The following is a 15,770-nucleotide window of genomic DNA, read 5'->3' on the forward strand; positions in this document are numbered from 1 at the left end:
TATGCATATTAAGTATAATGAATATAAGACATATGTCATTAATATCACTATATACAAATTTTTTAGAAAGTCACGATATTGATTACGATATTATTTATATAGATAAATACCAAGAAGATGAAAAAATAAATGCTAAGAACGTTTATAAATATTCATTGTATGTTCAAAGAAATTGGGGATTTATAAGAAAATTATATGCATATTGGGGTTTTAGAAATTTTGCTAAAAGTAAATTGCGCGAGCATGATTATGATCATATTGTTGTATGGCGAAGTGAAACAGCTTTAATGTTTTTGGATTTCCTACTAAAAAATAAGAAAAAGAAGTATAATATCAATGTTCGAGATTACTGTAAAGAAAAGAATTTATTTGTTTATTATGCTATGGCGAAATTAATAAAAAATTCTTTGTTTACCACAATTTCTTCAGAAGGTTTCAAAAGATTTTTACCCCCTTATAAATATGTTTTAGTTCATAGTTATAATAATAACGTTTTAAAAGAAATTAGACCAAATTATACTAAAGTTAAAGAAAATGAGCCTATTAAAATTTGTTTTATAGGTTATGTGAGATTTTATGAAGAAGATAAAAAATTAATTGATACTTTGGGAAATGATAACAGATTTATATTACAGTTTTTTGGTTCAGGATCGGATGAACTTAAGAACTATGCTTACGAAAAAGGAATTAAAAATGTTATTACAAAAAAAGCATTTAAGGTAGAAGAAACACCTCATCTATTGCAGAAAGCTGATGTTATTAATAACTTATATGGAAATGGAAATATTGCTTTAGATACTGCTATATCTATCAAATACTATTATACATTGAAAATGCAAATACCAATTTTAGTTAATGAAAACACTTATATAAGCCATATTGCTCAAAAAACTGATGTGGGTTTTATAGTTAAAAATAATCATGAAAATCTAGCAGATGATTTTTATAACTGGTATCATAATAGGGATTTAGAAAGATTTAAAAATAGATGTCAAAGAGAGCTTGAGAAAGTAGAGGAGAAAAATAAAGAGTTCAATGAGTTTCTAGAAACTATATTCATAAAGGGTAAATATAATGAGGATTAATATAGATCTGTTTAATATATCTATCATCGTAACTTCTATCTTAAGCTTTTTAGTTTCTCTTTTTTTCTATCAAAATGTATCTCCTGGATATAATAATATAATTCTTTTGCCTTTAATATATTTATTTATTTATATCATTATCTTGCAAAATTTAAGAAGAGTTCCATCATATTTCGTAGTATATGGGATTATATTAATGCAGTGGATTAGGTTTGTATTAATGCCTCCGGTGATAATTATGGCTGGCAGTATGCCAGGTATGGCATATATAAATCCAAGTGAGTTTACACTAAATTTAGCTATCTTATTAATGATATATGAACTTATATTCACCTCGGTATTTGCTTTTTTTTGGTTTACAACAAGAAAGAAAAAGCTCATATTTCTTTCTAGAGATAAAGATATCTCATTCAAAGGGAATAAACTAATTTATTCTTTATTTATAATTTTGGGAATCGTATTAGCTATAACCATTGGTTTAAATAATAATATTTTAAATTTTGCATATATACCGATTGATGAAACAAATCAAGAAAGAATTGGAGATCTAACAAACACATTTTTGGTTTTGATACGTCAGATAATTTTAATATCACTGTTCATAATATTCTTATGGACTGTGCATGTAGCTAAAAAGTTTTATGAAAAAAGCTCTAAGAGTATTTATATAGATTTTGCAATTATAATGGCTTTATTAAACGTTATTATTATAGTAGGTGAACGCAGAACCGTACAAATATACACAGCATTAGTTTGTATTTGGATTTTATCGAAAGTTTTTCCTTATTATAAAAAAAGGATAATTTTTAATATTGGCTTAGTTGCTTTTATAGTCCTTTTCTTTATGAGTGTATATAAGTTTTTAGCTGCTTATACGTCAGGTTCTTATATAACAGCTATAGGAAGTGCGGACATGGATATTTTTTGGTGGTCAAGAACCTTACAAAGTTATTTTTTTGGTCCTGAAAATATAGCTGCAACCATTGAGTTTTCAAAAATTTATAGTTCATCCGGAGAAAATTTGATATTTGATATTACAAGATCAATATTTGGTCTTAGTTTTTTAGCTAAGGGTGATGGAATATTGACTTCCGCTGCTTTCAATACATATATATATGGAGAGAATAGACAAACAGGGCATGTTATTTCTGCTATTGGCTATGGAACTATTTATTTCGGTAAAATACTTTCGCCAATAATTGCTGTAATTAATATTATTATCGCAGCTAAAATAGAAGAATTCATGAAAATTAGTAAGTCATATGAAATGATGTTCGTTTGGTGTTATATATTAGTAAGGTTTGCAACTAATTTGTTTGTAAGCACTCCTCCTCTATTAAGTTATGGAAGTATGATGTTAGGAACTGCTGGTTTATTATTTATAACTGCCATTGGGTTGAAAAGTAAGGGAAATAATAAATTATTATAATAATTTTATTCAAGGGGGGCAACCATTTATGAATATTTTAGTTCTATCATATGGAATTATAGATTACGATGGTAGATTAAAGGAATTAATCAATGTAGCAGAAAACATGGGGAAAGTCACGACGGTGTGTTGTGCAGAAAATCGTAAAAGTGACGAAAGTAGTATACTAATTAACACTAAAAGAAAAAAGTATTTAGGATTAAGATTATATTCAGAATTTTTTTTGAAATCATTATTGACAATGTTAAACTTGAAAAATATTGACATATTGATCGTTGATAATTACTTCGCTGCTAATGTTGGCTTGATAATTAAAAAGTTTTTTAAAATAAAATACGTTGTACAAGATGTGAGAGAATTATATTTTATCAATAATATGAATTCATGGAGAGGAAAGTTATTAGTAAAATCAGAAGTCAGCTTAATGAAACAAGCCGACGTAGTATTGACAGCCAATGAGGCTAGATCTAAAATAATGACTGAATACTATAAATTGGAAAAAAATCCAATCGTTTTTGAGAATATCCGTTTTTTAGAGGGAAGCTATAATAAGAAGGAACTTGATGAAAAATATAAAAATTTTTTCAAATATAAATATAATATTATAAGTTCCGGAGGAATCTCTGTAGCTCGGGGTACAGACAGATTAGTCAATGCTATGAGTGGTATGAGCAAAGATTACGGGCTATATATTGTCGGTGGAGGTACTATAAAAGATATAAGTATAATAAAGGAACTTATAAATAAACTTAAACTTACTAATGTTCATTTAATAGCAAAAGTTCCTTTACAAGAACTTAAGTATATAGTAAACAATTGCGATATAGGGATTGTAAACTATCATAAAAAAGATTTAAATAACGAATATTGTGCTTCAGGGAAAATATATGAATACATTGGAGAAAACCTCCCAATTGTTACTACTGATAATATTCCCCTTAAAAATTTTTGTGAAGAATATGAGGTTGGGGTCGCAGATAATAATTTCAAAGAAGGTTTACTAAAAGTATCTAAAAATATTAATTACTATAAATATAAAGTCGAAGAACTCCTGAAAAAAACATCTGTGAATGAATATAATTTAGAAGTAGCCGAAGAAATTTTAAGTTCAATCCAATTGGAGAGTAAGATACATGAGAGATCAACTAAATAGAATTAAAAGCAATCAATTCCTTCTCTCACTATCCACACTAATAAGTGGCTCTGTTATCGCACAAGTGATTACAATACTTCTATCTCCTTTAATAACTCGATTATTTTCACCTGAACAATTTGGTTTATATACGATTATTATTACAGCAGTTTCTCTATTCGGTCCTATTATTTGTTTGAAATATGATATGGCTATAATTGGTGCGAATAATATAAAAGAGACTTTTTCTATTATAAAGTTATGTTTTATATTAATATTTCCAATTAGTTTTATAATTAGCATAAGTTATAGTCTATTAGTTTTTAACGGATTCAATAAAAAAACTGAAGTTATTTGGTATAGTTTTGTTATTTTTATACTTCTATTAACTTATGGATTAAATAATGTTCTTTTAGCATACAATAATAAAAGTAGATCATATAATCTAATAGCTTCAGTAACCATCATAAAATCTTCTGTGAATAATTTTATACTATTGATTACAGGGTTTCTTAATTTGGGAAGTGTTGGATTGATACTTTCTCAAATTATTAGTTCAATTGTTGGCGTAAGGAAACAATCAAAAGAGATAAGAAAAAAGCTGATCTATCTAAAAAAAACTAGTCTTTATAATATGAAATCAGTGTTTATAAAATACATTAATTTTCCAATGTTTAATGCTACATCAGCTATTATAAATACCTCTATTTATTCGAGTATTAATCTTTTTATTGCTATGTCTTTTTCGCTTCAGCAATTAGGTTATTATTCTATATCTTATAGAGTACTAGGAATTCCATTTATGATTATAAGTGCTAATGTAGCTAGAATATTTTTTGAAAGAGCAACAAAAGAAAAAAATGAAAAAGGGAATTTCAATAGTACATTTAACAAAACATTTAAAATTATAGCTATAGTAATTATTCCTACTATAGTGTTGTTAGCGATTCTTGCTCCAACCTTGTTTCCAATAATTTTTGGACATGAGTGGGGTATCGCAGGTATTTATATAGCTTTATTGTCGCCAATGTTTGCAATAAGGCTGATTGGCGAGTCTTTAACAACAAGTTTTATAGTGGCGGGCAAGCAAAATGTGGAATTACAGTTTCAATTAACACTAATGATTGGACAATTAATAATATATATTTTTACATATTATTTAAACATTCAGATTGAAACTTTTTTCGTTTGTATCTCATTCTTATATGTGATTGTTCAAAGCATTATGATTATATATATGAAAAATTTAAGTGAAAAAATTCTTTGAATTAGAAAATATACTCTCATTTATTCTTACAATTGATCCACTTTAAGTTCTTAATATTAACAAAAATATATTTTTAGAAATAATTATAATGATAGTTGAGTGAAAAAATGGAAATTATATTACTGAGTACGACCTCTAAGCATAAAAAAGATATTTTAGAATTGCCTAGAAAAAAAGTATTAAAACATGTTAGTGAAAATTATTTAATTAGTTCTAAAAAATATCTACATCAATTTATTGAAGAAAAAAATAATGAAAATAGGCTTTTTATCGTAGACTGTGAAAAAAAACAAAATATTTCTCTTTATGATGAACTAAATAGTTTAAATATTAACATCAATTTACTGGATTATAAACCTAATGATTTAACAATGGAGGCAGCAGATCTTGCACTATTTAATTATTTTTTTAGGGATATTTCGAATAAATCTATAGCAATTTACGGTACAGGTAATATTGCGTTCAAATTGGCTCTCAGATTATCTGAACGAAATGCCAATGTTTATCTTTATGGTCGAGACCAAAAAAAAGTACAAATTTGTGTAGAAGCTTTAAGACAAATTACATTTGATGGTAATTTAATTCATTATGGAACGGATGATACTAAAGTAGATTCATTGGTTTCTTGTGTCAGTGCTCATGAAGTTATTGACGTTAAATATTTACAAATACTCAATAAAAGCTCTCTATGTCTGGATGGAGGAATAGGGAATTTCTCAAAAAAATTTATTGAGCTATCCCTGGAAAAAGGACATGAGGTCAGGAGACTGGACGTGCGGCAATCCCAGGAAATAATGGATGGTTATATTAAATCACGAATGGATTCTGAATTCGATAGTATCATTGGTAAAGACATAATTAATGACCAACCTGTTGTAGCTGGTGGAATTTTGGGACGTAACGGTGAAATTATTATAGATAATATATCGAAACCTTCCAAAGTAATTGGCATAGCAAATGGTATAGGGGGAGTCAAAAGTGAATCAGAGCTTAGCGATGAAGAGAGAGAGAAAATCAAAAAAGTTGAGTATCATATTCAATAAAGTTTCTAAAAGAGCACTGGATATTGGTGTAAGTGTAGCGGCTCTTATCGTTGTCAGTCCTATCTTAGTTTATGCTTCATATAAAATAAAAAGAGAAGATAATGGTCCGGTCCTTTTTAAACAGAAGAGAAGCGGAGTTAATGATGAGCCATTCGAAATGTATAAATTTAGGTCGATGAGGGTGAATAATAATGTCATCGGCACTCATTCCAACAACTCTAAAGATCCTTATAAAGACTGGAATGGAAGAGTTCCAGATGATTTTGTGTTTAAGAGTGCTTCTGGTTACAACCCAAATATAACCGACATAGGGGCATTTATTAGAAAATATTCAATAGACGAGTTGCCTCAGCTTATAAATGTACTTAAAGGTGACATGAGCGTTGTCGGCCCTCGCCCAGAAATTACACAAATTACAAATCATTATGATGCAGAACAAAAAAGAAGGCTTGAAGTGAAACCGGGAATAACCGGTTGGGCACAGGTGAACGGTAGAAGCGATATGAACCATGGTAAAAAGATTGAGTACGATCTTTTGTATATAGAGAACGAAAACTTCTGGTTGGATATAAAAATATTGTGGATGACCTTTATGCAAGTTATTAAGGGTAAAGGCTCAGTTTAAATTATTATAAAGAATGTACAGTTGAACTAACTCTACATTTCTTTAAATATTTTAATCAAATGATACGAGACGTATTCATAAACGCCGATTGTAAAATTAAACTAGACACATAAAAAGAACCACGCGTGATACACTCAAAATGTATTTCCGACCAAAGAAATCATAGGAGTGATCACGAATGACCGACCCCCATCTTAGCACGGATGAACTCGTAATTATAGAATCTTATTTCCAGCATAATGTCTTTGTATCAAAGATTTCAAAACAGATTGGCCGATCCTGTCAGACCGTACACAATGTGATGACTTTTCTGAGAGCCGGCCATACCGCATTGGATTTCTATAAGCGCTACCAGGCAAACAAGCAGCGCTGTGGCCGAAAACGGGCGAGACTGCCAGAGAACCAGCACGCATATGTGGCAGAAAAAGAGCACAGGGCTGGACACCGGATGTGATTGCCGGCTGGCGTGAACATAAGATCCAGTGTTCCGGCCTCAAATTGTACCGCATGTTCAAACGTAAGGACTTTGATGTGTCCACATTGCCAATGAAAGGCAAAAGAAAACCCAACGGTCATAAGGAACGCCGGGGGAGTCAGGCCTTCAGACGGAAACGCTCTGACAGAGAGAGGGACTATCCCGGCTTCACAGAAGAATTTGGACATCTGGAAGTGGACACCGTTGTCGGTGTCCACCATAAAAGTGCCGCTGTGACCCTCGTAGAACGGCTGTCAAAAGTGATCATTACCCTCAAGCCCGAGGGCCGGACAGCAGGAGATATTGAAACAGCCATCAACGGATGGTTCCATCAATTTCGATTGTGGGAAGGAATTCTCAAATTGGCAGTCAATAAGCAACCGGAATGAGATTGACATTTACTTTGCCAACCGGGGTACGTCCTTTCAGCGGGAATTGAACGAGCATTCCACTGGACTGCTTCGGAAAGACGGGCTGCCTAGAAATATGGATTTCAACGCGGTGGATCAGAGGATGCTTGCTTCAGCAGCCTCCAGGAGAAACCACATACCCAGAAAGTCTCTGAACTACCAGACACCGTTGGAAGTATTTATGAGTTACATGGATGTAGGCAGGCTGTCTAACTTATTTTGACCAACGAAGATTACATAAATGAACGTACTATTTAACAGTAATTATTCTTGAGTTGTATAGAGTATGTAACTGCTAAACTGGATTCAAGAATATCAATCGTTTAAAATGCGATGTTAATAAAAGAGGGAAAAATAGTGACGGATGTTGATAAAGAATTAATCACTCTAAAACAAAAGTTAATATATGAAGAATATGTACTTATTAATAAAAGAAATAAATATTTATTAAAATATTTTCGGAAATTTATAAAGAATAATCAATGTTTCAAGAACATGAAATTAAGTGAAATCAATTATGGTGAACATGTGATTATATACAATAAAATTAAAATTACCATTGAAATCTATAATGATTTTATGAAATTACTTGGGCAATTATTTAAACTTCAAATGCGTAATAATAATCTTACCTATAGAGGTCATGCTAACGCTAATTATCAATTGGTTTCCTCACTTCTAAGAGAGGAAGAAAATTTGCAGAATGAAGATAAAATATATTTTGATATAATAAAAGCCTTCCCTGAAAAATTTTCTAATGCAAGATATCATTTAGATTATCTTAAAACTATACAACATTATAATGGTAAAACCAGAATAATGGATTTAACTACAAACTTCTTAATTGCCTTATATTTTGCAACTTCAAGCAATAACGAAGTACTTGGTGAACTTATTATTTTTGATAAGAACATTGATAAACACCTTTTAGAGAAATTTGGACCAAGATATATAAAAAAAGTGAAACGATTAAATAGCGACACTATAGAAATACTTGCATCATTAGCAGCTTTAGATTATGAAAGTAAAGAAAGTATAGAAGCACATGCTCATTCTTCAAGTACATTTATTGACTCCAACCCAATAAACGAATTTCAATACATTGAAATTTTTAATGAGTACGAAAATGTCCAAAGACTTGTTCATGAAGTAGGGCAAGTAAGACTTAATTTTTTGCCTAAGATAGATCCAAGGCACCTATTAGATGTGTATTTTTCAGATTCAACTTTTGACAATGAAAGGATTACAAATCAAGCAGGAGAGTTTATTATACATGGATTACTCCCTAAAAATAAAGTGATGAAAAAATTAAATAAGTATAGGTACAAAGCTGAAGGTAAGAAAAGAATTATACTTATAGATAATAAAGCAAAAAATGATATGTTGGAGCATCTCCAAATATTAAATATTAAAGAGAGTACAATATATCCTTCTTTGGAAAATACTATTAAAGAGATTTATAAAAATTATCAGAGTTAATACAGTACGTATATAGAATAGCAATAATAAAACATTTGAAATATAAATAAAAACCTTAAAATTAGATAACAGAAATCTTATTCTTGATACTCCTTACTATATTAACTTTTCATTGCTCTCTTCAGTACTGTTACTTCAGTGATATTTCAAATTAATTGATAGTTGCCAGCTTGTCAGCTAATATGTTGATAAACCAGTTTGCAAAGCACCATCAAACATCAGTTATGTATTTGTGTTTTATTACAAACTAATTCATTCTGCAGTCGAGTGAGTCCTCTACTGCCTCGAAGCTTTTATTTTCTTTACAGACTTTATTAACTGTTTGTATTCCTGCATTTTTTCAAGTATATTGTATCAGCTACAGTAGGTCTTTTTCTGGAGCTTTTAAATTTCTGAAGAACATTATATATTTCTTTACCAACACAATACGGTCTAAATTAACTTTATTCAAAGCTCATTGAATAAAGTTTTATTTTTACACAAAGAATAAATTCTTAAAAAATATTATATCTGAATATTCAAAAATCTATTGCTTGTTTATAACGTGATGGTTATAATAATGTTTAAATACCATTTAATTGTAATAAGTAAATAAGTGTTTTGTAGTAAGTGGTTTAGTAGTTAACTATTTTAAAATTAAATATACAGAGGAGGGGTGGCATGAGGGAATCTATCAACCTGGAGAAAGCATTGGAGATTATAAAGAAAAATATGACTTCAATTATTGTGTTGACTCTGATCATGGGAATTATCGCTGCTCTCATTACATTCTTTTTAATCCCTCCGCGCTACCAGGCACAGACGCAAATTCTGGTCAGTGAATCTGAAGAGACAGAGAATACGAGTGATCAGGATATTGAGACAAGTCTCCAACTGATTGGTACATACAGTGATATCTTACAGAGTCCAATCGTATTGGAGAATGTCATCAATAATTTGGAACTGGATAAATCTTTCTCCAGTCTTTCCGAACAGATTACTGTTGTTAATCAGGAACAGTCCCAAGTGCTGACTGTAACTGTGACGGATGAAAGCATGGAAGAGGCTCAACGTATCGTGAATGAGATTGTGAATGTGTTCCAGGAACAGGTGACGAGCATTATGAATGTCGACAATGTTTCTATTCTTTCACCGTCAAATTTGGAAGCGGATACAGATCCTGTGTCGCCGAATCCTCTGATTAATATCACTGTTGGGATTGCGCTTGGCCTGATTCTTGGTCTGACGCTTGCATTTTCCAGAGCTTATTTTGATAAATCTGTAAGAGATGAAGAAGATGCAGAGTATTATCTTGATATGCCTGTGGTCGGGTCCATAGCAAGGATAGAAGAATAAGAGGGGGGTCCTCGTGATGCGGGACAGGAAGATGAACAATGAAGTTGCCAGTGCAAAGAAGATCATCGTTGCGACTAAACCGCATTCTCCTGTAAGTGAGCAGTTTCGTACGATACGGACGAATATCATGTATTCCAGCATAGACCGTCCGATCAGATCTGTCCTGTTCACTTCAGCCGTGGCAGGAGCGGGAAAATCCACGATTGCTGCCAACGTGGCAATCGCCTATGCCCAGGCAGGGAAGAAAACACTGCTGCTTGACGGGGATCTGAGACGGCCGACCTGTCATTATACATTCAAGGTGAGTAATCAAAAAGGGCTTTCCACTGCCATCGTGAATGACATTGCTTTGGAAGATCTGGTAAATCAAACAGAGTTCGATGATCTTGATTTGATTACATCAGGGCCAATTCCGCCGAATCCGTCTGAACTTCTGTCATCGAAAAAGCTGACTCAGTTCATCGACCATCTGAAATTCCAGTATGAAATGATCATCGTGGATTCACCGCCTTTATTGTCCGTGACAGATGCTCAGCTTCTGAGTAAGAGTGCGGATGGCGTGATTCTGATTACCGATGTGGAAAATAATAACCGCAATCACTTGCTGGAAGCGAAGGATCTTCTGAACAAAGCAGATGCAAATATCATTGGGCTTGTCCTGAATAACAGAACCATAAAAGATAAATCAAAAGACGATTACTATTACTATCAGGCGTCACATGACGTCTGATTTTCATATACGGAAGATAGTACATATCTTCTGATGTCGGGTGCACACGTATCGCTCAATCAGAACATCATGCAGGGATTGAGGGTGGAGGCAATACAGAAGGAAATTATGCAGATGCTTATAAAAAGAGATGCGGCTGTGTGATTTTATAAAATGACTCACGTCAATTACAACAGGGGTGCTGTAATTGACTTGAGATAAGTTAAGGAGGTTTAGAGAAACTGCTGTCCCGCTGCAGAAGCCAATACGTGTTTTTGGTAAGTGTAAGTAAAAAATGAATTTATTAGAAGCGTGCGATGATGATTTCACTTAGAGAGGTCAAAGTGAATCATCCAAAGAATTCGCGAAGAATGCTTAATGGTGCATTCAAAACCAAATAAGGGTTCATCGGAAAGAAGAGATACTATGGGTGCAAAGAAACGCTACTTTCTCTTTCTCTTTGTCGATTCGTTAATCGTCACTTTTTCGGTGTTTATCGGTTATTACATTCTCATGCCCTTTTTCTCGGAGTATCCACTGACTGTATTAGGGGTCACAGCAGTGATGCTGCTCCTAACTCACCATCTATTTGCCTATATATTCAATCTGTATCACCGGGCATGGCAATATGCGAGTGTGAGGGAACTGATTTCGATTACTCAGGCGGTCACTGCCACAATGTTCGCAACATCCATATTGATCTTTCTCCTTTTTGAAATGACTTTCATGAGGCTGATGGTCATTACATGGATGATGCATCTGATTTTTATCGGTGGCTCACGGTTGTTCTGGAGATTGCTTTATTATCAGCTGAATGGCAGACAATCACATAATCCTAAAATGATCAGAACACTGGTGGTCGGAGCAGGCAAGGGTGGTTCACTGCTTATCAAACAAATGCTGGATAACCCGACAATGGGGATGAATCCGGTGGTTGTTGTGGATGATCATCCTTCCAAACAGAATATGGAACTTGCCGGTGGAGTGAAGGTTGAAGGAAAACGAGAGGATATCGAACGGCTGGTAGGCAAGTACGGAATAAAAAAAGTGGTTATTGCCATACCGTCGCTCAGTAAAAAGGAACTCAAAAAAATCCATGCCCTTGCAAATATTGAAGGCGTGGATGTACTGATCATGCCGAATATAGAGGATGTACTCTCCGGAAGACTGGAAGTCAATATGCTGAAACGGGTCGAAGTGGAAGATCTGCTCGGACGTGAACCGGTGGAACTAGATATCGAAGGCATTGAAGAAGAGGTCGCGGATAAGACGATACTTGTTACCGGGGCCGGTGGCAGCATCGGTTCCGAAATAGTGCGCCAGATTGCAAAGTTCCAGCCGCGCAAAATATTGCTGCTCGGACATGGTGAAAACAGCATCTACACGATACTGGAAGAGGTGCTGGACAATAAGACGGACAGTATCAGCTATGTTCCAATCATCGCTGATGTGCAGAACAGAAAACGGATGTTCAAAGTATTTGAAAAGTACCGTCCGGATATCGTTTATCATGCAGCGGCACATAAACATGTACCGATGATGGAGTACAATCCGCAGGAAGCAGTGAAAAATAATGTGATTGGTACAAAAAACACTGCAGAGGCGGCATGTCACTTCAAGGCGAAGAAGTTCGTCATGATATCGACTGACAAGGCGGTCAACCCTCCGAATGTGATGGGTGCTACAAAACGGATGGCTGAAATGATTGTACAGGCACTGGATAAGGGGTGCGAACACACGACGCTTGTGGCAGTAAGGTTCGGCAATGTACTCGGCAGCAGGGGCTCGGTCGTTCCCAAGTTCAAAAAACAGATACAGCTTGGCGGGCCGGTGACTGTGACTGATCCGAGGATGACAAGGTATTTCATGACGATTCCTGAAGCTTCAAGACTTGTCATTCAGGCGAGTACATTAGCTGAAGGGGGCGAAGTATTTGTCCTCGACATGGGAGAACCTGTAAAGATTGTCGATCTTGCCAAAAATATGATCCGTCTGTGCGGCTTCGCAGAAGAGGATATCGGCATCGAATTTGTAGGGATACGTCCCGGCGAGAAATTGTATGAGGAGCTTTTGAAAAAAGAGGAAATCCACCCTGAACAAGTATACGAAAAAATATACCGGGGTAGGGTATCGGAATCTTCATTGAGTGTAATCGAATCGCATATTAAGAACTTCCTGTCGATTGATGAAAATGAATTGAAGGAAAGCATGCTTAACTTCATCGGACAGGAAAATGTGAGAAAACCGGAACTGGTAAAAGAAAAAGTAGTCTGATTAACGGAGAACCAGTGCTGTGGAAACTCTTGGTCGGGTGCACTGCAGCATGTCCAATTAAGGGAGAGGTGACGTGATCATGTCTCAGAATAGAATACTATTATCATCCCCCCATATGGGCGGGAATGAAAAGAAATATGTAAAAGAAGCATTCAAAACGAACTGGATTGCACCAGTCGGAAATAACGTAAATATGTTTGAAAAACAGATTATGGAATTTACAGGTACAAAAGCAGCCTGTGCGGTATCCAGTGGTACAGGCGCGATACATCTTGCACTCGATCTGCTGGGTGTGGGAAAGGATGACATCGTCTTTTGCTCGTCACTGACTTTTGTAGCCAGTGCCAATCCGATTCTCTATCTCGGAGCAAGACCGGTATTCATCGACTCGGAGCTTGATACATGGAACATGAGTCCGGAAATACTGGAACAGGCTCTCGAGTTCTATCAGACACATGAGAGGCTTCCTAAAGCAGTGATTGTCGTCAACCTATACGGGCAATCAGCACAGATGGATCGTATTGTTGAAATATGTAACCGGTACGGTGTTCCGATTATCGAGGATGCTGCAGAATCCCTGGGGGCCGTTTACAAAGGAAGAATGAGCGGCACGTTTGGGAAATTCGGAGTTTATTCCTTCAACGGTAATAAGATCATTACGACTTCAGGGGGCGGTATGATCATATCGGATGAAGAGATAATGATCAAGAAGGCATTGAAAAAAGCGACACAGTCCAAGGAAACGGCTGCCCACTATCAGCATGAGAATGTGGGGTATAACTACCGTTTGAGCAACATATGTGCAGGAATAGGCAGAGGACAGATGGAAGTTCTGGAAGAACGCATCAGGCAGAAACGGGCGATTTTTGAACAATATGTATACGGGCTTGGAGATGTGGATGGCCTTGGATTCATGCCTGAAGCCAATGATTCATTCCACACAAGATGGTTGTCTGCCCTTACAATCGATCGGACGAAATTGGGTGCGACTGCAGGGGAAATGATAGAACATCTGGCTGAAAATAATATAGAAGCAAGGCCGGTATGGAAGCCGCTTCACATGCAGCCATTATTCAGAGGGTTCGATTACTTCTGTGAAGGACAGGACAATTCCAGATATCTTTTTGAAAATGGCATATGTCTTCCGTCGGATACAAAAATGACTGTTGAGGAGATCAGCAGGGTCATAAGATTGATGAGGGAACGTATACACGCCGATAAGATTTTAGCCTGAAACGGGCAGAGGATCAGGTTGGACTATTAAGGGAGTATAATACGGACCTTATATGATCTGAAAATTATTCCCATGGAAAGGGGACTAAAGTTATTGACGGGAGCCATCTGAGGTCTTGGAAACCGAGGAGGAAATGACTTGAGGACAGACAGTTATGCGAAGACAGTGACGGCAGGTCTATTGAAGACAGTGAATTCGATGTACCTTGTAAAGATTTTGGCAGGGGAGTACTACAATATTTTCCGGAAAAGGCATCTTTACAAGGATATACAGATCAGCGACCATCAGGAGGCAGAAATACAGGACTTATGGGAAAGGCATTACGGCAAGAGGATTTCCACCAGGTGGCACCGGCTGTATCAGAGTTATTCCGGACATTTCAACAAAAGGTATTTCCCCGAGATGCTGTTTACAACCAGGCTTGAGAGAAAACTCAACAACCGGGAAGTCGGACGGATGATCAGTGACAAGAGCTTCCTTGCGATGTACTACAGGGACATCGAAGGTGTAAGGATGCCCGACACTTACCTCATCAACAACAGCGGAATTTTCTATACGGGGGACAGGAAGATCATTACGAAGGAAAAAGCGGATTCGATTCTTGAAGACAAGGGAGAAGCCGTTATCAAGCCGACGCTGGATTCAAGTTCCGGGGATTCGGTTGCGCTCTTCGATTTCAGGGGCGGTGTCGATCAGCGCAGCGGACGGTCTCTCGATGAAGTGCTTGCCTCCTACGATGAAGATTATATTGTGCAGGAAAAGATTGTCCCAAGCAGCAGCCTCAAGGAGCTTTATGCAGGATCCATCAACACACTCCGGGTAATCACCTATCTTGTGGAAGATGAGGTGTTCCATGCGCCAATCACACTGAGCATGGGCAGGAACGGCAATCATGTCGATAATATACAGGCCGGTGGAATCTCAGTGGCGGTTTCTGATGAAGGGGTGCTTGGCAGCGAGGGATTGACGTTCTTCAGGGAAGTCCATGCATCTCATCCGGACACTGGTACTTTATTTGCAGGGCATAAGTTGCCGAAGATTGATGCACTCATCAGGGTGGCAAAAGAAATGCATGAAAAGACGCCGCATATGAGAATCATCTCATGGGATTTTACGCTGGATGAGAATGACGAAATCGTTCTGCTGGAATTCAATATCTTCGGACAGTCTGTCTGGTTCCCCCAGATGGTGAGCGGAAAAGCGGTATTCGGAGAACATACGGAGCAGATGATCAAAGCGATGCGCAGAAGATAAGGCCTGAATAGGAAAGGGC

12 protein-coding genes and 1 pseudogene are annotated in these 15,770 nt (G+C 35.8%); all 13 read left to right on the plus strand.

Going from position 1 to position 15,770, the window contains the following annotated elements:
• Window positions 1–32 precede the first annotated feature (32 nt).
• Window positions 33–1,085: a glycosyltransferase family protein gene (locus BM271_RS00245; RefSeq protein ID WP_143544865.1), complete on the plus strand. Its 1,053-nt coding sequence runs from the start codon at window positions 33–35 to the stop codon at window positions 1,083–1,085.
• Window positions 1,075–2,514 carry a hypothetical protein gene (locus BM271_RS00250; protein WP_046789651.1) on the plus strand — a complete coding sequence of 480 codons (1,440 nt, stop codon included), beginning with the start codon at window positions 1,075–1,077 and terminating at the stop codon, window positions 2,512–2,514. The genes BM271_RS00245 and BM271_RS00250 overlap by 11 nt, the downstream gene beginning before the upstream one ends.
• 28 nt (window positions 2,515–2,542) lie before the next feature.
• Window positions 2,543–3,667 (plus strand): glycosyltransferase family protein, encoded by a 1,125-nt coding sequence (locus tag BM271_RS00255; protein WP_046789652.1) that lies wholly within the window; start codon window positions 2,543–2,545, stop codon window positions 3,665–3,667.
• On the plus strand, window positions 3,648–4,913 hold the full coding sequence (locus BM271_RS00260) for an oligosaccharide flippase family protein (protein ID WP_046789653.1): 1,266 nt from the start codon (window positions 3,648–3,650) through the stop codon (window positions 4,911–4,913). The genes BM271_RS00255 and BM271_RS00260 overlap by 20 nt, the downstream gene beginning before the upstream one ends.
• A gap of 107 nt (window positions 4,914–5,020) precedes the next feature.
• On the plus strand, window positions 5,021–5,956 hold the full coding sequence (locus BM271_RS00265) for a hypothetical protein (RefSeq protein ID WP_046789654.1): 936 nt from the start codon (window positions 5,021–5,023) through the stop codon (window positions 5,954–5,956).
• Window positions 5,892–6,581, plus strand: a complete 690-nt coding sequence (locus BM271_RS00270) for a sugar transferase (RefSeq protein WP_234960348.1) — start codon at window positions 5,892–5,894, stop codon at window positions 6,579–6,581. The genes BM271_RS00265 and BM271_RS00270 overlap by 65 nt, the downstream gene beginning before the upstream one ends.
• 178 nt (window positions 6,582–6,759) lie before the next feature.
• A pseudogene (locus BM271_RS00275) lies at window positions 6,760–7,689 on the plus strand (IS30 family transposase).
• A gap of 134 nt (window positions 7,690–7,823) precedes the next feature.
• Window positions 7,824–8,945 (plus strand): FRG domain-containing protein, encoded by a 1,122-nt coding sequence (locus BM271_RS00280; RefSeq protein WP_046789656.1) that lies wholly within the window; start codon window positions 7,824–7,826, stop codon window positions 8,943–8,945.
• A 660-nt stretch (window positions 8,946–9,605) separates the two neighbouring features.
• Complete coding sequence (locus tag BM271_RS00285) at window positions 9,606–10,280, plus strand: YveK family protein (protein WP_046789657.1); 675 nt, start codon at window positions 9,606–9,608, stop codon at window positions 10,278–10,280.
• Window positions 10,281–10,296: 16 nt separating this feature from the next.
• Window positions 10,297–11,010, plus strand: a complete 714-nt coding sequence (locus BM271_RS00290; protein ID WP_046789658.1) for a CpsD/CapB family tyrosine-protein kinase — start codon at window positions 10,297–10,299, stop codon at window positions 11,008–11,010.
• 405 nt (window positions 11,011–11,415) lie between these two features.
• A complete protein-coding gene (locus BM271_RS00295) occupies window positions 11,416–13,263 on the plus strand; it encodes a polysaccharide biosynthesis protein (RefSeq protein ID WP_046789659.1) in 1,848 nt (615 codons plus the stop codon).
• Window positions 13,264–13,342: 79 nt separating this feature from the next.
• Window positions 13,343–14,497, plus strand: coding sequence for an aminotransferase class I/II-fold pyridoxal phosphate-dependent enzyme (locus BM271_RS00300; protein WP_046789660.1), 1,155 nt, complete (start codon window positions 13,343–13,345; stop codon window positions 14,495–14,497).
• Window positions 14,498–14,635: 138 nt separating this feature from the next.
• Window positions 14,636–15,751 (plus strand): sugar-transfer associated ATP-grasp domain-containing protein, encoded by a 1,116-nt coding sequence (locus tag BM271_RS00305; protein WP_046789661.1) that lies wholly within the window; start codon window positions 14,636–14,638, stop codon window positions 15,749–15,751.
• Window positions 15,752–15,770: the final 19 nt, after the last annotated feature.

The organism is Salinicoccus halodurans (assembly GCF_900114445.1).
In the GTDB taxonomy this organism is placed as follows: Bacteria; Bacillota; Bacilli; order Staphylococcales; family Salinicoccaceae; genus Salinicoccus; species Salinicoccus halodurans.

Excerpts from the sequence above, each read along its gene's own strand:
- BM271_RS00245 (WP_143544865.1), top strand. The coding sequence starts at position 33 with ATGTCATTAATATCACTATATACAAATTTTTTAGAAAGTCACGATATT.
- BM271_RS00250 (WP_046789651.1), top strand. The coding sequence starts at position 1,075 with ATGAGGATTAATATAGATCTGTTTAATATATCTATCATCGTAACTTCT.
- BM271_RS00255 (WP_046789652.1), top strand. The coding sequence starts at position 2,543 with ATGAATATTTTAGTTCTATCATATGGAATTATAGATTACGATGGTAGA.
- BM271_RS00260 (WP_046789653.1), top strand. The coding sequence starts at position 3,648 with ATGAGAGATCAACTAAATAGAATTAAAAGCAATCAATTCCTTCTCTCA.
- BM271_RS00265 (WP_046789654.1), top strand. The coding sequence starts at position 5,021 with ATGGAAATTATATTACTGAGTACGACCTCTAAGCATAAAAAAGATATT.
- BM271_RS00285 (WP_046789657.1), top strand. The coding sequence starts at position 9,606 with ATGAGGGAATCTATCAACCTGGAGAAAGCATTGGAGATTATAAAGAAA.
- BM271_RS00290 (WP_046789658.1), top strand. The coding sequence starts at position 10,297 with ATGCGGGACAGGAAGATGAACAATGAAGTTGCCAGTGCAAAGAAGATC.
- BM271_RS00295 (WP_046789659.1), top strand. The coding sequence starts at position 11,416 with ATGGGTGCAAAGAAACGCTACTTTCTCTTTCTCTTTGTCGATTCGTTA.
- BM271_RS00300 (WP_046789660.1), top strand. The coding sequence starts at position 13,343 with ATGTCTCAGAATAGAATACTATTATCATCCCCCCATATGGGCGGGAAT.